14 protein-coding genes and 2 pseudogenes are annotated in these 16,570 nt (G+C 72.3%); 6 read left to right on the top strand and 10 right to left on the bottom strand.

Going from position 1 to position 16,570, the window contains the following annotated elements:
• Positions 1-2,409 carry an ABC transporter permease gene (locus ACZ6JS_RS29710; protein WP_469302452.1) on the top strand — a complete coding sequence of 803 codons (2,409 nt, stop codon included), beginning with the start codon at positions 1-3 and terminating at the stop codon, positions 2,407-2,409.
• 39 nt (positions 2,410-2,448) lie between these two features.
• On the opposite strand, the gene ACZ6JS_RS29705 is transcribed toward ACZ6JS_RS29710, so the two are convergent.
• From ACZ6JS_RS29705 to ACZ6JS_RS29690, 4 genes and pseudogenes are all read right to left on the bottom strand, one after another.
• Complete coding sequence (locus ACZ6JS_RS29705; protein ID WP_469302450.1) at positions 2,449-3,012, bottom strand: ribosome-inactivating family protein; 564 nt, start codon at positions 3,010-3,012, stop codon at positions 2,449-2,451.
• 220 nt (positions 3,013-3,232) lie between these two features.
• Positions 3,233-3,577, bottom strand: a pseudogene (locus ACZ6JS_RS29700) (nuclear transport factor 2 family protein); the annotation flags it as partial.
• Positions 3,578-3,818: 241 nt separating this feature from the next.
• Positions 3,819-5,339, bottom strand: a complete 1,521-nt coding sequence (locus tag ACZ6JS_RS29695) for a hypothetical protein (RefSeq protein ID WP_469302448.1) — start codon at positions 5,337-5,339, stop codon at positions 3,819-3,821.
• A 564-nt stretch (positions 5,340-5,903) separates the two neighbouring features.
• Complete coding sequence (locus ACZ6JS_RS29690) at positions 5,904-6,611, bottom strand: scabin-related ADP-ribosyltransferase (RefSeq protein WP_469302447.1); 708 nt, start codon at positions 6,609-6,611, stop codon at positions 5,904-5,906.
• Between the two features lie 295 nt (positions 6,612-6,906).
• Between ACZ6JS_RS29690 and ACZ6JS_RS29685 the strand changes: the two genes are divergently transcribed.
• Positions 6,907-7,464, top strand: coding sequence for a DUF2231 domain-containing protein (locus ACZ6JS_RS29685; RefSeq protein WP_469302445.1), 558 nt, complete (start codon positions 6,907-6,909; stop codon positions 7,462-7,464).
• A 7-nt stretch (positions 7,465-7,471) separates the two neighbouring features.
• Here the strand turns inward: ACZ6JS_RS29685 and dhaK are convergent, their stop codons facing one another.
• Both dhaK and ACZ6JS_RS29675 read right to left on the bottom strand, forming a co-directional pair.
• On the bottom strand, positions 7,472-8,476 hold the full coding sequence (gene dhaK, locus ACZ6JS_RS29680) for a dihydroxyacetone kinase subunit DhaK (RefSeq protein ID WP_469302444.1): 1,005 nt from the start codon (positions 8,474-8,476) through the stop codon (positions 7,472-7,474).
• Positions 8,477-9,095: 619 nt separating this feature from the next.
• The gene (locus tag ACZ6JS_RS29675; protein ID WP_469302442.1) at positions 9,096-9,953 is read right to left on the bottom strand and encodes a class I SAM-dependent methyltransferase; all 858 of its coding nucleotides are present in this window, start codon (positions 9,951-9,953) and stop codon (positions 9,096-9,098) included.
• A gap of 116 nt (positions 9,954-10,069) precedes the next feature.
• On the opposite strand from ACZ6JS_RS29675, the gene ACZ6JS_RS29670 reads away from it, so the two are divergent.
• Together ACZ6JS_RS29670 and ACZ6JS_RS29665 are read left to right on the top strand one after the other, a co-directional pair.
• Positions 10,070-10,660, top strand: a complete 591-nt coding sequence (locus tag ACZ6JS_RS29670) for a TetR family transcriptional regulator (protein ID WP_469302440.1) — start codon at positions 10,070-10,072, stop codon at positions 10,658-10,660.
• Positions 10,661-11,207: 547 nt separating this feature from the next.
• The gene (locus ACZ6JS_RS29665) at positions 11,208-11,729 is read left to right on the top strand and encodes a DUF4396 domain-containing protein (protein ID WP_469302438.1); all 522 of its coding nucleotides are present in this window, start codon (positions 11,208-11,210) and stop codon (positions 11,727-11,729) included.
• 241 nt (positions 11,730-11,970) lie between these two features.
• Here ACZ6JS_RS29665 and ACZ6JS_RS29660 read toward each other — a convergent pair whose 3' ends face one another.
• Positions 11,971-12,987, bottom strand: coding sequence for an ATP-dependent DNA ligase (locus ACZ6JS_RS29660; RefSeq protein ID WP_469302436.1), 1,017 nt, complete (start codon positions 12,985-12,987; stop codon positions 11,971-11,973).
• Between the two features lie 22 nt (positions 12,988-13,009).
• Positions 13,010-13,993 carry a non-homologous end joining protein Ku gene (ku, locus tag ACZ6JS_RS29655; protein WP_469302434.1) on the bottom strand — a complete coding sequence of 328 codons (984 nt, stop codon included), beginning with the start codon at positions 13,991-13,993 and terminating at the stop codon, positions 13,010-13,012.
• A 256-nt stretch (positions 13,994-14,249) separates the two neighbouring features.
• Between ku and ACZ6JS_RS29650 the strand changes: the two genes are divergently transcribed.
• Entirely contained in the window at positions 14,250-14,600 is a 351-nt protein-coding gene (locus ACZ6JS_RS29650; RefSeq protein ID WP_469302433.1) for a DUF6343 family protein, read from the top strand.
• A 157-nt stretch (positions 14,601-14,757) separates the two neighbouring features.
• On the opposite strand, the gene ACZ6JS_RS29645 is transcribed toward ACZ6JS_RS29650, so the two are convergent.
• Positions 14,758-15,096 carry an STAS domain-containing protein gene (locus ACZ6JS_RS29645; RefSeq protein WP_469302431.1) on the bottom strand — a complete coding sequence of 113 codons (339 nt, stop codon included), beginning with the start codon at positions 15,094-15,096 and terminating at the stop codon, positions 14,758-14,760.
• A gap of 149 nt (positions 15,097-15,245) precedes the next feature.
• The gene (locus ACZ6JS_RS29640; RefSeq protein ID WP_469302430.1) at positions 15,246-15,899 is read right to left on the bottom strand and encodes an HSP18 transcriptional regulator; all 654 of its coding nucleotides are present in this window, start codon (positions 15,897-15,899) and stop codon (positions 15,246-15,248) included.
• Positions 15,900-16,029: 130 nt separating this feature from the next.
• Here ACZ6JS_RS29640 and ACZ6JS_RS29635 point away from each other — a divergent pair.
• Positions 16,030-16,465 (top strand): annotated as a pseudogene (locus tag ACZ6JS_RS29635) (Hsp20/alpha crystallin family protein).
• Positions 16,466-16,570 lie beyond the last annotated feature (105 nt).

Below are 16,570 nucleotides of genomic sequence, written 5' to 3'. Positions count from 1 at the left end.
GTGCGGGCCACCCTGCGCTGGGCGCAGGCAGACTTCCGAGCACACCGCGGCGAAGCCCTTTTCGTGGTCCTGGCCAGCGCCGGGGTCATCGCCTCGCTCCTGCTGGCCGGTGCACTGTTCGGCTACGCGGCGAACCCCTGGCAGCGGGTCTTCAACCAGTCCCACGGCGCCCACATCTGGCTGCACACCCGCGCCGGTGCGGACACGGACGCCCTGTCCCGGGTGGACGGGGTGGCAGCACTGTCGGGTCCCCACCGCACGGCGGCGACCACGGTCGAGTCCCGCGGCGCCCGAGCCGCGGTGACGCTCCGCGCGGCCCCGGTGGAGCCCCCGCAGACCGGACGGCCGCTCGTCGGCGCGGGCAGCTGGCTCGAGGCGCCGGACGAAGGCCACGCCCCGGGCACGGACTCGGGCACGGAATCGGGTACTGGTTCGGGCTCGGGCACGGGCTCGAGCAGTGCTTCGGGCTCGGGTGAGGGCGTCGGCTCCGTCGTACTGGAGACGTCGGTCGCGCGGGCCCTCTGGGCGGAGCCCGGCGACACCGTACGCGTCACCGGCCCGGACGGCACCCCGCACCTGCTGCGGGTGAGCGGGACCGCCGACGTCGCCGAACCCCGCTACCAGCCGGGCGGCGCCGCGGGCATCGGCTGGGTACTCCCCGCCACGCTCGAGGAGATCGCCCGCGCGGACACCGGGCAGAGCGTGGGGCTGCGCCTGGAGGACCCGGACGACACGGACTTCATCGTCCAGCGCGCGGTCACCGTACTGGGCGCCGACCGGGTTGCCGAGGTCACCAAGTGGCAGCAGGCCCGCGCCGACGCGGGCGGCGACGACCGCCTCCTCGGCGCGATGTTCGCCGTCTTCGGCCTCGGCGCCCTGCTCGCGGCCGCCCTGGCCGCGTCCGGGGCGATCGGCGCCCGCGTCCGCGGCCAGCTCCGGGACATCGCCGTCCTCAAGGCGATCGGCTTCACCCCGGGCCAGGTCGCGCGCGGCTTCCTGGTCCAGCATCTGGCCTTCGCGCTCCTCGGTGTGGCCCTCGGTACCACGGCGATCGCCCTGCTCGGCGCCCGGATACCCGGGCGGATCGGGGAGGCAGCCGCCGTGTGGCAGGACCTGCCCGGCCACACCGCCCTGATGATCGGCATCCCCGTCGGCGCGGTGCTGCTGATCGCGGCCTCCACCGGACTCTCGGCCTGGCGGGCCGGACGCGTCCCCCCGGTGCCGGTGGCCCGGGCCGCGCTGCCGTCCGCCGCGCCGATGACCGCGCTCGGGAAGCGGGCACTCGGCGTACGGGTACCGCCCGCCCTCGTCCTCGGATGGCGCGCGGCGTTCCCCCGCCGCGGCCGGACCCTGGTACCGGTGGCCCGACTCGCGCTGCCCCTGGTGCTCATCACGGTCGCCCTCGTCGCCTGGTCGACCCTGGACCAGTTCCGCAGCCGCCCCGCGCGGATGGGGCTGGCCGCGGCACTGACCGTACGGGCCGAGCAGCCCGCCGGGCCGTCGGACGCGGAGCTGGAGAAGACCCTCGCGGCCGCCCCGGACATCGAGGCCGTCCACCCGGGCGCGGAGATGGCGGCGCTCGTCCCCGGCCAGACCGGCACCATCACGCTGCGCGGACTCGGCACGGCCCGGCAGCCCTACCCCTCCGCGGTGGTGGAAGGGCGCGCGGTCGCCGGACCCGACGAGGCGGTGGCAGGCCAGGGGCTGCTGGACCTCCTCGGCGTACGGGTCGGCGACTGGGTACGGATGACGGTCGGCGGACGGCCGCAGATCCTGCACCTCGTCGGCCGCACCATCGAGCCCGAATCCGGCGGCCGGGTGATCACCACGACCCTCGACGCGCTGCGCGAGCGCGACCCGCAGCTGCGTCCCGCCTACCACGCCCTGGAACTGCGCGACGGAGCCGACCCCCGGGCCGTGAGCGGCGCACTCGCCGCGGCCGCCGGCGGAACCCTCGAGATACGCGAGACACCCAACCCCGCCGACCGGCTGGAACCGGCACGCGGCGTGATCGGCGCCCTGATCGCCGTACTGACCCTCATCGGACTGATCGAACTGCTGACCCTGATCGGCACGGGCGTACGCGACCGGGGCCGCGATCTGCTCGCACTGAAGGCGATCGGGCTCACGCCCCGGCAGATCGGCGCGATGATCGTCACGGCCGCAGGCCTGACCGCGCTCGTGGCCGCGGTGGCGGGCACGGCCCTGGGCGTCCTGTTCGGCACCTGGCTGGTGGACACCCAGGGCGCATCGAGTGGCATCGGCGCCGGGATCGCGCAACTGCCTCCGGTCCCGGTGCTGTTGACGGTGATCGCCGCAGCGGTGCTGGGCGCGGTGGCGGCGGCGGCACTGCCGGCGACCCGGACGGCCCGGCGCCGCCTGGCGGACTCGCTCAGCGAAACCCTCTGACGGGCGAGCTTCGGGGCACGGCGCCCGTGTGTCCGGTGCCTAGAGCCGTCCTCCAGTCGTCCAAAGGCGTGACATCGCATCGGCCAGGGCCGGGTACCGGGCGGCCTCGCAGAGCATTTCCGAAAGCACGAGCATTCCGTAAGCAGTGCTCCGCGGATCGTCGTTGCGGTGCAGCCGGATGACGGCGAGGCTCAGGTGCCGGCGCCCCAGCATGATCCCGGCGCGCCGGACCGCGGCGGCCGTCTCGAGGTCGGCGCGGTTCCCACCGAACGGCAGGGTTTCCGTCCGGTCGACGCCGTGCGGCGCCACCGCGTCCCGCACGCGGTGCAAGGAAGCCTCCGGAGGAGTCCGGCCGTTCTCGACGAGGCTCCGGAACCCTGCGATACGCAGGCTCGTGTTGCGCGGACGGAGCTCGATGAAGAGCTCGATGAACAGACCCCGGAGTTTGATGTGGAGGGGAAGGTGTGGCATCTCCCCCTCTCTGCGCCCGGCTCCGCCGAAGAATCCCTGGGCGTCTTCCGCTTTCGCGCGAATGGTTGACGTCAGGGAGCGGTACTCGTGGGCAGAGGCCTGCGCCGGGGAGAACAGGATGGGCATCAGCATGGCCGGCCTGCCAGGGGAGAGGTCCAGGAACCGGACTTGTCGCAAGTGGTCCGACCGCAATCGCTTGGGCTGGACTCACGCATACGCTCACCACCTTCGCCATCATTCCGACCACCGACGGGCTCCTTACCCTCATCGGAGGTCGGATTCGGTCCGATGCGATCCTTTGTAGTCCGCCGGACAGGAGCCGGGAGAATTGTTGGCTGCTAGTGCTAAGAAATTACGAATACCGGTGATAGGCCTTGTTGGCGATGCGCCATCCGTCGTCGACGAGTACCAGCAAGAAGATGTCGGTGAACGTGTCCACGCCGTGAGAAAGCGTCATCGTCGCGGTCGCGACGGTGCCGTGGACATCGACGGCGTCGATCCGGCGGGACCGCGTCGGCTCGTCGAGAGCCGGCCGGCCCCGGAAGAGAGCGCAGTACTCGTCCAGGGACCACGAGGAGAATGCGCCGTCCCGGACTCCCTCGATGTGGGCAGTGGGCAGGAACGCGTCCCGGAAACGAGCGGGGTCGCCCGTGGCGTGACCGAGGACATAGGAGCGCAGCGGTTCGAGCACGGAATCGGGCACGGAATCGGGTACGGCGGAGGTGTCGGCCATACCGGCTGAGCCGTGCACGAGGGTCCGGCCCGTGTCCTGAGGGTGCGTTGAGGTCATGCCCGACACATTGGTGCCCGGCGGGGGCTGCGACAAGCGCAGATGTCGCAGGTCAGCTCTGCGTGATGCGCATACCGGCTGGTCGCGACCGCATTCGCGGCGCAACCCGTCGAGGATTCGGCAGGACGTGCCCGAGGGGACGGTCGGGTCAGTCTCGACTGCTCTTCAGGCGGCGGAGAAACTCGTCGCCCAAACGGCGCTGGAGATCAGACAGCTGCTCATCCGTCAGGTCCTTGAGATCGCCCGGCGCACCCCCGGATCCTCCCGCCCCCTTCGCGGCTTCGTCCTGCTGCTTCTGCTCCTCCCTGCGTTTGAGCTCCTGGTCCTCGGGCGAGCCGGGCGCCGCGTACTCGCACCGGATGAGGGCTCCGTCGGCGGCCTTGAGGCAGGTGGCTTCACGTCCTTCGATCGGTCCCCTGCCCTCCACGCGGTAGCGGATGTTCTGCTCGCTGCCTATGGTGGCCGTCCACGTGCTGCCCCCCGTGGGGACGACCTCGAACACCCGGTCGTCGTTGTAGCAGCAGACGTCCCGGTACTCGGCCTTGATGAGCGCTACGAGCGCCTTCGGCGACGACCAGGCCGGATCGAGGCGGTGGACGGTCATCGGCGCGAGCGTGCCGCCCTGGTGGCGGGTGGGCACCCGGGAGACGGCCACCACCGAGCCGGCCTCGCCCTGGGGGGTGAGGGGGGTGACGTACGCACTGCCCGCGGCGCCCGCGGCAGCGCCGCCGTACCGCAGCGTGAACTCGGACTCGTTGCCCTCGTTGGCTCCGTCTTCGGACGCGTCCCAGCCGCTGCGCTCGAACCACCAATCGCTGAAGCTGCCCACCGCCGCTGTGCCTTCCCGCTGGCGGGCGGCAAGACTCAACGGGTAGGAAGGGCCGGGGACCGCGGACGTGTCGGTGGTGACCGTCAGCTTCCCGCTCCTGCCGTCGTAGAGGGCCACGCCGGCGGGGCGTTCGGTCACGACGAGCAGGCCGGTCTGGCGCTTGAGGGGGACCACCACGACGGGCGTGCCGCTCGAGCAGGTCACGTAGGCGTCGTCGGCCTCGAAGCGGACCCACCGCTGCACAGCAGAGATCTTCCGGCCGAGGTTGTGGCTGAACCAGCCGCTGATGCGGGCGTCGGCCTTCTCCACGTCGAAGGGACAGCGCTCCTGGCTCCGGCCGCTGCCGCCCAGCGGAACCTCCTGCATCAGGCCCACCTCGTACCCGGCGAGCCAGCCGCGCCGCTCGACGAGAGTGCCGAAGCGGTCGGAGTCGGGCAGGTAGGTGATATCGGCGATCTCGCCGGTGACATCGCCGAGGTGGGGGGCGGCCTGTGCCTTGCCGACCAGGTACGGGGAGCGGGCGGAGAGGGTGGGGACCGGGTCGGCCACGATCTGCGCGGTGGCCATGTACGCGCGGTCCTGGAGGTAGGCCCCGTAGACCAGCCAGCCGACGGCGAGCGCCAGTCCGAGGACGCCGCCGAGCCACGCCAGCACAGCGGTCGTGTTCGCCCCGCCGAGGGACCGCCCCGTGCGCCGCCGGATCTGCCGCACCATCAGCCCGGTCGCGACGCACCCCGCCACGGCCAGCAGGGGCAGGGCGAACCACGCGAGGAGCTTGCGCAGCTCCCAGACCACGACCGTCGTGTAGTAGGAGGCGTACCACAGCAGGAATCCTGCCACCAGCAGGGTCACTCCCCAACGCCATGCCCGGCCCACCGCTGCACCCCCGCCCCCGGACCGGGCCCCGCCCGGTGCCGCATGCTCGATTCTGCACCCGCGGGCGCTGCGTGTCACCGGTCGGCGTGACCGGCGTGCAGAAGTCGACGAGGTCGCCGTAGGCGAGCAGAGGCGGCCACGACCGACGGTTCCCGACGGCCGGGCCGACGGTGACGTGAGGGACCCAGGCGGTCAGTGGCTGTCCGGGCTCAGCAGCGAGGCGGCCGCGGCGATGAGGAAGACGGATGCCTGGTGATCGCCGCCCGGGTGTCGTGGGACCGCGTCTCGACCTCCGGCCGGTGCTCGTGCTCGGTGCCTGGTCCCGGTCATGGCCAGGCGCTCCCGGTGGAACATCGCCGAGCGGTGCGCGTCCAGGGCGGCCGAACTCGGTGACGGCGCCGAGCCGGTCAGGCCCGAGCAATGCCCGCCGTCCCGCGCGGCAGCTTCACGTCCATGACAGGAGGCCCCCTCTCGCGGGCCTCCTGTGCTCCGGTGGCGCCGTCGCGGCGCGACGGGTTGGGGGCGGGTTCAGCGCGCCAGGGTGTACTTGGCCGGTTCGGACTTGTAGGGCGCGAAGCCGGCGTTCTCCTTGCAGCCGAGCTGTTCCCAGGTCTTTTCGTTGGTGACGGGGTCGGTGCCGGTCAGCCGGTACTTGCACGCGCCCTTGATGAAGTTGCCCTCGATGCCGCCGGGGAAGTCGATTTCCTTGTTCCACAGGTACGGCGACTGGTAGTTGTTCACCCGCGCCGTCGCGTTCACGTCGATGCCGCCGGGCGCGTGGATCTCGTACACCCAGCCGGTCTGCTCCGCCCCGTACGTGGCGAACCTCTTCGCCACCGATACGTCGCAGCTGGTGCTGAGGTGGGCGCTGAGCTGACCCCCTCCCTTGACGATGTACTCCGCCAACGGGGTGAGCTGGTCGCCGCGGGGGGTGAAGCCGGTCCGGAAGATGTCCTCGACGGTCTCCCGGGTGTCGCCGCGCCACAGGGTGTTGACGTCGTTGCGCCACTGCCAGCGCTCGCTGGATGCCGTGGCCGCGACCCCGCGGGCGATCTGCGGAATCGTGGTGGTGCGCCACCAGTCGATGGCACGGTATTCGACGACCGGTCCACAGGGGGCGGTGGTCTCGTCCTCCGCCGCGGGTGCGGCTGCGGCGGACGGGGTGAGGGCGGCGGAGAGCAGGAACGAGGCGGCGAGGACTCGCAGAGCGACCTTCAGCATGGTATGACGACCCATCAGTCAAACGGTGGAGCAAGCGACATTCCCTGTATATAGAGGGGGCGCGGGCTGCCTGGCACGGGCGGGCGGATGATCCACTCGCATGGGTGGATCAGTCATATCGGGAGGCGCCAACGTCACGGGCAGGCCGAACGTGACGTTCGAGGGCTCCACCACCCGCTGCGCGGCGGACGGCCGGGCGCGAATCGGCATCGGTCGCCGCATCGGTCGCCGTCGGCCGGTACGGAGCCCGTCCACTCTCTCGGCCGACACCGACGTGGGGCGGAGGCCCAAAGCCGGGTAGGCGCCTTCCATGAACACGAAAACCCTCGACCCCGCGAAGGTCGCCCCCGCCCTGCACGCCGCTTCCGGATGGTGGCTGACCGCCCTGCGCCGTATCGAACGGACCACAGCGGCCGACCCTGCGATCCGAGTCCTTCAGCAGGGGATCCGCTCGCTCCCGTTGGGGGGCGTGCGGGACCTGCTGAAGGGGAGGCCGCTGGGCCATCCCCTCCACCCCGTCCTCGTCCAGGTGCCCATCGGATGCTGGCTCTCCGCCGCCGTGCTGGACGCCGTGCCGGGCGAGCGCCGTGCGGCCACGACCCTGACGGCGGTCGGCCTGGCGGGTGTGGCCCCCGCCGCAATCGCCGGCTGGGCGGACTGGGCCGATCAGCCGCCCGCGCAGGCCCGGGTCGGCCTCGCCCACGCCGCCTCCAACGCTGTGGCCGTCAGCTGCTACGCCGTCTCCCTCGCGGCACGCCTGGGCGGACGCCCGATGAAGGGCAGGATGTGGGCATGGGCGGGGCTGGCAGCGGTGGCCGTCACCGGCGCACTGGGCGGCCACATCGCCTACCGTCAGGACACTGACTAGAGGCCGCTCAGCAGCCCCAGCGCAGGGCCGGGGTCTGCACCGGAGCGTCCCACAGACGCAGGAGTTCCTTGTCGGCCCGGCACAGGGTCACCGAGCACCCCGCCATGTCCAGTGACGTGACGTAGTTCCCGACAAGGGCCCGCGCCACCGGCACGCCGCGGTCCGCGAGCACCCGCGCCACCTCCGCGTGGAACCCGTACAGCTCCAGCAGCGGCGTCGCGCCCATCCCGTTCACCAGGGCCAGGACCGGACCGTCCGCCGGGGCCGCGTCCGCCAGGTCGCCCAGTACGGCGCCGACCGCGAACTCCGCGATCTCGCGGGCGGACATCATCGGGCGCCGCTCGCGGCCGGGCTCGCCGTGGATCCCGATGCCGAGCTCGAGTTCGCCGTCCGGCAGGTCGAAGGTGGGGCTGCCCTTTGCGGGCGTGGTGCAGGCGCTGAGGGCCACACCGAAGCTGCGGGAGGCATCGTTGACCCGCTTGGCCACCGCCGCGACGTGCTCCAGCGGGGCGCCCTCCTCGGCGGCGGCCCCGGCGATCTTCTCGACGAAGAGGGTGGCTCCGGTGCCGCGCCGGCCGGCGGTGTAGAGGCTGTCGGTGACGGCCACGTCGTCGTCGACGAGCACCCGTTCCACCCGGATGCCGTCCTCCTCGGCGAGTTCGGCGGCCATGTCGAAGTTCAGTACGTCGCCGGTGTAGTTCTTGACGATGAACAGCACCCCCCGGCCGGAGTCCACGGCCTTGGCCGCCCGCACGACCTGGTCGGGCACGGGCGAGGTGAACACCTCGCCGGGACAGGCGGCGGACAGCATCCCGGGACCGACGAAGCCGGCGTGCAGGGGCTCGTGACCGGATCCGCCGCCGGACACCAGGCCGACCCGCCCGCCCTCGCGCGCGCCCTTCCGCACGACGACCCGGGCCTCCGGATCCACGTCCAGGTCCGGGTGGGCGGCCGCCAGCCCGCGCAGGGCATCGGCGACCACGGTCTGGGGACTGTTGATCAGCATTCTCACGCGTATCTCCCGGTGGGTTGACAGGTGGTTCCCTGCGCAGCGTTTCTTCAGGTCAGAAGAGCCCGGCTTGGCTGTCGATCCTTGCTGTTCCCGTTTCCCCCATGCGGCCGCCGGCGGTACCGATGCCCCCGTCCTGCCCGCTCCTTGCCATGCCGACTGCCTGTCGGAGGCGGTGACGACTCGTCAGCCGAGGCGCGCCGAACGTGTGCCGCGCACTCCGACGTTAGGGGAGTCCACCCTGCAGTTGCAGGCGGACGAGGGTCCGGGCGTGGCACGGAGGTGTCTGCAACCATCCGCGCCGTCCAGGTGACGCCGCCGGCGGCCTTCATGTCGTGGCTCGCGGCGACGGGCACCGGAAGCCGCGAACACCGGCGGCCGACGGCCGTCCTTTCGGCGCGCAAGGAGTGGCCCCGCCGGCGGACTCCCCGGCCATGGACTCCGGCGGTGCACCCGAGGCCGCGTCACCCCCTCGCCGTGATACTTCCGCCGAGGCCGGACCGAACGACGTCCGCAGCAGCAGACGGATCCCCGGGCGTTCGGGATCATCGAGCAGACGATCACTCGAGGCCATGGCATGGACGACACCGAGCGCGGCCGACGGGCCGGGCAGGGCGGCGGTTCAGCTCCGCTCGGCGCCGCCGCGGACGGCGGTGACCAGCCAGGAACTGCTGCGCAGCCACACCCCGCCATCCGCCTCGTGGCGCTGCAGGGCGGCCTTCAGCGCCTGACGCGCCGCGTCCTGCTCGGGCAGGGGCACCTGGTCGAGCAGATGACGTCCGGGGCCCGAGTCCAGCAGGAAAGCCGCGGCGTCCGCCGCGTCGGCGCCCCACTTTCCCGACGCCTCGACTCGCTGCACGTCCACTTCGTGGAACCCGCCCGCGGTGAGCAGGTCGCGGATGCGGCCGGGATCGGTCAGGGAGAACATTCCGGGGCCGCCGGCCTTTCCGAAGCCGCCGAGCGGCAGGATGTCCTCGAGCGAGGCCAGCGCGGCGAGCCACTCGTTGGCCTCTGCCTCGGCCGCGCAGATGAAGGCCAGTCGGCCGCCGGGGCGCAGCGCACGGTGGAGGTTGGCGAACGCGGCGACCGGGTCGGTGAAGAAGGTCATGCCGTACCGACTGATGACCGCATCGAACGCCTCGGCATCCAGGGGGTGGACCTGGGCGTCGCCCTGCACGAAGGCCACGTTCGGGACCCCTTCGCGTACGGCGCTCTCCCGGGCCCTGCCCAGCATCGGCCCGGACAGGTCCAGGCCGAGCGCCCGGCCGCGTGGGGCGCGCCGCGCCGCGAGGCGGGTGGTGCGGCCGGCTCCGCAGCCGACGTCCAGGACGGTACCGGACTCGAGGATGGCCGCGGCGTCCAGCAGGGGCCGGTTGAAGCCGTCGTTGACGGCGTCCCAGCGCTCCTGGCTGCGGGCCCACTGCGCGCCCTCGTATCCGTTCCATACCTCGGCCTGCGCGGTGTTGGCGAAGTGCCCCATGGGTGAACTCCCTCCGCCGGGGCGCGGAGAGGCGCCCCGGCCCCTAGAATGGGCAAGTGCCCAAACAGTATGGGCGAACGCCCATACTTGCAATCGGCCGAGGGGAAGGGGCTGTTGTGTCACCTCGTGGAGTGGCGATTCCGGACTTGCGCGAGCGATTGTTCGCGGCCGCGGAACGGGTGGTGGCCCGCGACGGCGCCGCGGCCCTGACCAGCCGCGCGGTCACCGCGGAGGCGGACTGCGCGAAGGGCGTCCTGCACACGCACTTCGCCGGTCTGGACGAGTTCGTCGCCGAGCTGGTGCTGGACCGCTTCGCGCGCAGCGCCCGCCGGGCCGAGGCCCTGCAGGCCGAAGTGGGGCAGGCCGCGGTCGCGGGGAACCTCCAGGAGGTCGTCCTGGCCCTGTTGGACTCGCTGCCGCCTGCGGTGGTGGGGCTGGCGATGACCCGCCCCGCGGCCGCGTCGCGCACCCGCGAGGGCTTCCGGTCCGGGGCGCCGGCGTTCGATGCGATCCAGCAGGCCGTCACCGCCTACCTCCAGGCGGAACAGCAGGCCGGCCGGATTCCGGCGGGCAGCGATGCAGAAGCCATCGCGCTCGCGCTCGTCGGCACGACCCACCACCTGCTGATGACGCGCAGCCCCGGCCAGGGCCGCGCCGAGGCCGAGGCGACAACGCGGCGGCTGCTGGCCGTCCTCCTCGGCGGCTGAGCCCGGGACCGGCTCGCGGCTGCGGGTGCGGCGGTACTCGGTCCAGTCCCGGCGGCCCCGGCCGGTCCATCCGCTGCAGGGGTCATCGGGACGTGCGGGCTGCGGGCTGCGGGTCTGGGTCCGGTGTTCGTGCGGCCCGGCCGGCGTGTGGGGGTCCGGGTGCGGAGCCGGTCGGGGCCGACCGGCTCCGGCGCGGCGCTCTCGCCCCCGGGGGGCGCTGTTCGCTCCAGGAGCCGCCCCAACACGGGCAAAGACCTTGCCGTCCACGGCCGGGGCGAACAGCCGGCCGCCCGCTGCCGTCGGCGCCGCTCGGTGTCTGGCGCACCCCGGGCCTCGGCTCTCCATCCGGCGACGGCCCCTGTCGGGGGCGGCCCGGATCTGCGGTACCTCCTCGCCCCCTGCCTCCGGCAGCCCGACTGCAGATCCTCCGCCGCCGGTGCGGCCCTCCCGCAGAAAAGGGCCCCTTGCAGATACCCCTGGGGGGTATACAGTGGAGGTGTGAGCCCGCGGGGGCGGGGTCACACTGACGGTATTGGAGATGACGGTCATGGATCACAGCGCACACCACACAGCCACCGCACACGACCACGCCGCGCACCAGGCGCACGCGGGTCACGCAGGGCGCCGGACGGGCGGCGTGACCTGGGGGGCCGCGGCGAAGGCGACGCTGCACTGCCTGACCGGATGCGCCATCGGCGAGATCCTCGGCATGGTCATCGGCACCGCCCTGCTGTGGGGCAACGTCCAGACGATGGTCCTTGCGATCACGCTGGCGTTCGTCTTCGGCTACTCCTTCACCCTGTTCGCGGTCCGCAGGGCCGGCCTGGACTGGAAGAGTGCGATCAAGGTGGCCCTGGCCGCCGACACCGTCTCGATCGCCGTCATGGAGCTCGTCGACAACGGCATCATCGCCCTCACCCCGGGCGCCATGGACGCCCACCTCTCGGACGGCCTGTTCTGGGGAGCGCTGCTCGGCGGCTTCGCCGTCGCCTTCCTGGTCACGACTCCGGTGAACAAGTGGATGATCGGCCGCGGCAAGGGCCACGCCGTCGTCCACGCCTACCACTGAGCCCCCGTACCGCACCGCGCCCGGCCGCACGGTCGGGCGCGGCCGGTGCGCTGGACCCGGGTGCAGGAACCGCCTCCCCCGCCGCGGCTCCTCCGAATGGCCGAGGCACCGGCATCTCGGGGCCGGGGCAGCCCCGCTTCCACCGCATCGCTCCACGGCAATCGGTGACCTTCGGGTGGGACGCGCGGGGGGCCCACTTCTCGGGGCGCCGCCGGTTCGGCACCGCAGGCGAGCCGCCCCGTCAGCTGTCGGCGGCGGTGGCCGTGAAGAGGGGCGCTTCCTCGGGGCTCATGTCCAGGCGCAGCCGTTTGAACCGCACCGGGTGGCGGTGGACGCCGCCTCGGTCGATCGCGGTGTCGGCGCTGATCTCGGCGACGAGGTCGGGGTGGACCAGGGTCACCTCCAGCGTTTCGCGGCTGCCCCACGCCGAGGCGAAGCGCATCCCCGTCCAGGGGTGCGTCTGGTCCGCGGCGGTGAGGTTCTCCGCGACCAGGCGGGCGGCTTCGGGGCGAAGCGGGGCGGTGCGGCCGGTGGGGAGGAGGATGCCGTGGGGGTCGCGGCGGCCCAGCAGGAGCAGCTGGGGCCGGACCAGGGTGCCGGTGATCGCGCCGATGATCGCTTCGGTGGTGTCCCGGCGGCGCAGTTTGTACCAGCCCCTGTGCCCGGGACGGTAGGGCTGGTTCACGGGTTTGACCACGAGGCCTTCCAAACCGGGGATCTGCGTCCGGGATTCCAGCCACTGCTCGGCCTTGAGCAGGTCCGTGGTCATGGGGACCAGCGTCCAGGGAGCGGTGAGCCGGAGCGTCGTGAAGAGGGCTTCCAGCCGAAGGCGGCGCTGCCGGTAGGGGTGGTGCAGCAGTTCGATCTCGTCCTGCTGCAGGACGTCGAAGACGACGAAGTAGGCGGGCAGGGCCGCTGCGAGGCGGCGCGCGGCGGCGCCGCGGGCGGCGGTTCGGCGCTGCAGGCCCTCGAAGGACAGCCGGCCCGTGGCCGCGTCCAACGTGAGGAGTTCGCCGTCGAGGACCAGGCCGTCCGGCAGCTGCTCGGCGGCGGAGACGAGGTCGGGGAACCGGTCCTGGACCTGGCGCCCGCGCCGGGTCTGCAGCACCAGGCCCTCTCCCGCCGCAGTGGGTGTGAAGAGCAGCGCACGGTAGCCGTCGAACTTCTGCTCGAAGGCCAGCTCGCCCAGCACGCCGGGTCCGGGCACTGCCTCCACGGCCTGGGCGAGCATCGGCGCCACCGGCGCCCGCAGGGTCATCCCGGGGACCTGCCCTTCGCGTTCATGCCGAAGACAACGCCTCCACCAGGTCGTCGCGGGTCATGTGCGAACGCCCCGAGACGTTGGCGGCGGCGGCCTTCTTGTAGAGGTCGGCCTTCGACAGACTGCTGAGGTCTTCCTTGGGCTTCGAGCGGACACGCTTCTTCGCCGGGGCCTTCTTCGCGGTGGCCTTGCCGGAGGCGGTGGCCTTGCCGCCGGTGGACTTCGGGCTGCGGGCGCGCTCCACGCTGGCGCGCAGGGCCTCCATGAGGTCGACGGCGCCGGTGGGCTCGGAGGCCGGCTCGGCCTTCTCGACCGTCTCGCCCGCCTTCTTTGCCTCGATGAGGGCGGCAACCTTCTCCTGGAAGGTGTCATGGAACTGCTCGGGGTCCCACTTCATGGACAGGGCCTCGATCAGCTGCTCGGCCATCTGCACTTCCTTGGCGGTGCCCCGGGTCTTCCCCGGCAGGCCGTCGACCTCGTCCTTGGGGTTTCGGATCTCGTCGGCCCAATGGAGGGTGTGCAGGGTCAGCAGGCCGTCTTCGGCCTTCACCGCGACCAGGTACTCGTGCTGGCGCATCACGAACGTCGCGATGCCCGCCTTGCCGGTCCTGGCGAGAGCCTGTTCCAGGAGGCTGTAGACCTTCTCGTACTCCTTGCCGCGCGGGCCGAGGTAGTAGGTCTTGTCGAAGAAGATCGGCTCGACCTCGTCCAGGTCGACGAAGCCGGCCATCTCCAGGGTCTGCGAACGGCCCGGGGCGATCTCGTCGAGTTCCTTCGGCTCCACCAGGACGTACTCGCCTCCGACGTCGTAGCCCTTGACGATGTCGGAGAGCCCGACCTCCTCACCGGTGCGCTCGTTCACCCTCCGGTTGCGGATCCGGTCGGAGGTCCCGCGCTGCAGCTGGTGGAAGCGGATCGTGTGGCTGTCGGTGGCCGTGTAGAGGCCCACCGGCAGGCTGACCAACCCGAACGACAGATTCCCGGCCCATACAGGACGAGCCACGGCGGCTCACCTCCTCCAGTCCGCCCCTCCCTTCCAGTCGACTGCTTCTACCCTCCACTTCACGCTGTAGTCGGGGTACGCGCGCCGACCACGGCGCCCATCCCGCCGCGCGCCCTGCGGCCGTCTGACGTCACACGGGTGTGAGCCGTGCCGGCTTGGGCAGACGACACGATCCGAGACGGACGCAGCGGCAGCCCCCCGCCGTCCGTCCGACCCTGCGCATCCGAGTCCTTCGACCACGGGAGGGCGATTTGCCATGGCATCCCATGACCGACACCGGCACTACCGCAGCGGACGCGCCGCCGATCGGCAGGCGCGCGCGGCCGCCGTGCGCTGGCGGCACGACGGCAGCGAACCGCTATGGGCCCGCAGCGATCTCAAGCTCCGCCGCCTGCTCTCTCTGCTCTTCGCGCCGATCTTCGTGCTGACCGGCGTCCTCATGCTGCTCCTCGGAGGCGAAGCGACCGCCGCCACCGGCCCGCCGCCGACCATCTACACGGCCCTCGCCGTCTGCTGCTTCCTGCTTGCCCTCGTGGCCCTGGTCGACTTGTACGTGATCAGGCGGAGGAGGCGTGAACAACAACGCTGGCACCGCCCCTCCTCCTGACGGGACTGATTTCAACCGCCGTGTCGAACGAGCTGCACGTCGCCGGCAGTGGTCGGTCCTGTGCCGGCGCAGGTGACCGGCACACCCCCCGTCGCACCCCTCGGGTTCGTACCACCCGAAAGGGGGCCGGCCGGGGACTTGCGGTGTGGCTGAGGGGTCAGTCGTCCGTGATCGAGAACAGTGCGTCGGCGCCGGTGATCTTCAGCAGGCGCAGGAACTGCTGCCGGGGGGCGCGCAGGGCGAGGCGCTTGCAGTGCTCCGCCGCGGTGCGGCGAGCCTGGATGAGGGCGTTGAGGCCGGCGGAGTCGCAGAAGGACAGGTCGGCGAGATCGACGACCACGTCGCGAGGGCCGTCGGGCCGGGTGATCGCCGCATGCAGCGCGTCCGCCAGCATCGGGGCCCGGTCGATGTCCATCTCACCGCCGATGTGCAGGACGAGCCGCTCATCGCCGCTGCTCACCCAGGGGCTCGGCTTGTCGCCTTCGTGATCTCCCATGGCACTCACCACGGGGCCGGCCCGATCGGCCGGACGTCAACGACGCTGCCGGCGCTCTCCAGGGCGGGCCGAGTGGGGTCGCCCTGGTCGTCTGGCTCGGTCAAGGCGGTACCTCCTGCGGTGCGGACTGTACGGTCGGTCGGCGGGGCTCAGGGGTTGCGTTGGTCGTTGCTGTCCCGCCGGAGCTGGTCGGTGTGGCGGGTCATGACGTCGATGCGGTCGGCGAGTTCGCTGTCGTCCGGCCCCAGATGGGGCCGGGTGCCGGCCAGCGGGCCGACCAGGCGGGCGGCGTCGTTGTCGGCGAGAGCCAGGTTGAGCTCTCCGACGGCTGCGGCGGCGTCGGCGGGCAGGCCGGTGAGTGAGGTGACCTGTCCTGCGAGGCGCCGCAGGTCGGCCGCGTTGTCGCGGGCCCAGGCGGTGACGGTGCGGTCGGCGGCCCGTGCGTCGCGGGTGGCCTGCACGCGCTGTTCGCCGGTGCTTCCCGCAGCGCCGGGGCGCAGCCTGAGGTAGCGGCGTTCGGCGGCCTGGCGGCTGGCGACACCGAGCGGCCCGGCGAGCTCGGCCCAGCTGGCGCCGTGGCGGCGGGCCGTCTCGATCAGGACGCTTTCCCAGCCGGTGAGCTGCTCGCGGACCTCCCGCAGCATCAGCAGTGCGGCCAGGGCCTGCTGCGGGCCGGCAGGCCCGGTCGAGGGTACGTCGGCGGGGGGCCGGTGCGCCTCCTGGACGGCCCGGCGGATGGCCTCCAGTGCGGCGGCGGCCTCGGCGGCGCGGACCGGTGGCGTGGGGGGAGAGATATCGTTCACGCGGCGCCTCCGGGCACTGTCATCCATTGGGCGACATTTCGCTTGTCGTCGTTTTGACGACATAGTACAACGAGGGTGCGTTGCCGCGTGGGCAGTACCCGCCCGAACCGACAGGAGGTGTTTTCCCGTGATGTTGATGCGCGCCGACCCGTACCGCGCGAGATGAACCGGATTTTCCGGCAGCTCCCGGCCGTCTCCCGGGACCGGCCCGAGGCCGTCCGTCAGGCCCATGGCCGCCGACCCGCGACGGCGGCACCTACGTGATCGCCTTCGAGCTGACCGGGTTGGCGCCGTGGCGATCGACATCGGCGTCGGGCGGAAGGCGCTGACCGTCAAGGCCGAGGGGCGGCCCGCGGGCAAGTCCGACGCCGTAGAGGGAATCCTCCGAGCGGCCCTTCGGTGTCTTCCACCCGCCGGGTCATGGCGGCCGACACTCTGGACAGCGAGCGCATCGGGGCAGACCACGACGCCGGTGTCCTGACCCTGCGGATCCGATCGCCGAGCGCGCCGAGCCGCGGAAGGCCGCTGTCGGCGGCGAGTCCGGCCGCAAGCAGATCTCCGGCTGATCGGACCGGCCGAAATCATTGCCCGCGTCGTCGTGGCCCGCCGGGCGCACCTGGTCGCCACCGTGCGGGCCGGCTCGCCGCCGCCTGCCCGAGACGACACCCTGA

The sequence above is a fragment of the Streptomyces sp. NPDC046349 genome, from assembly GCF_055587885.1.
Note: the sequence above shows the minus strand (reverse complement) of the source record. Positions and strands in the feature narration are given on the sequence as shown.

Excerpts from the sequence above, each read along its gene's own strand:
- ACZ6JS_RS29705 (WP_469302450.1), bottom strand. The coding sequence starts at position 3,012 with ATGCTGATGCCCATCCTGTTCTCCCCGGCGCAGGCCTCTGCCCACGAG.
- ACZ6JS_RS29690 (WP_469302447.1), bottom strand. The coding sequence starts at position 6,611 with ATGGGTCGTCATACCATGCTGAAGGTCGCTCTGCGAGTCCTCGCCGCC.
- ACZ6JS_RS29685 (WP_469302445.1), top strand. The coding sequence starts at position 6,907 with ATGAACACGAAAACCCTCGACCCCGCGAAGGTCGCCCCCGCCCTGCAC.
- ACZ6JS_RS29675 (WP_469302442.1), bottom strand. The coding sequence starts at position 9,953 with ATGGGGCACTTCGCCAACACCGCGCAGGCCGAGGTATGGAACGGATAC.
- ACZ6JS_RS29665 (WP_469302438.1), top strand. The coding sequence starts at position 11,208 with ATGGATCACAGCGCACACCACACAGCCACCGCACACGACCACGCCGCG.
- ACZ6JS_RS29660 (WP_469302436.1), bottom strand. The coding sequence starts at position 12,987 with ATGACCCTGCGGGCGCCGGTGGCGCCGATGCTCGCCCAGGCCGTGGAG.
- ACZ6JS_RS29650 (WP_469302433.1), top strand. The coding sequence starts at position 14,250 with ATGGCATCCCATGACCGACACCGGCACTACCGCAGCGGACGCGCCGCC.
- ACZ6JS_RS29645 (WP_469302431.1), bottom strand. The coding sequence starts at position 15,096 with ATGGGAGATCACGAAGGCGACAAGCCGAGCCCCTGGGTGAGCAGCGGC.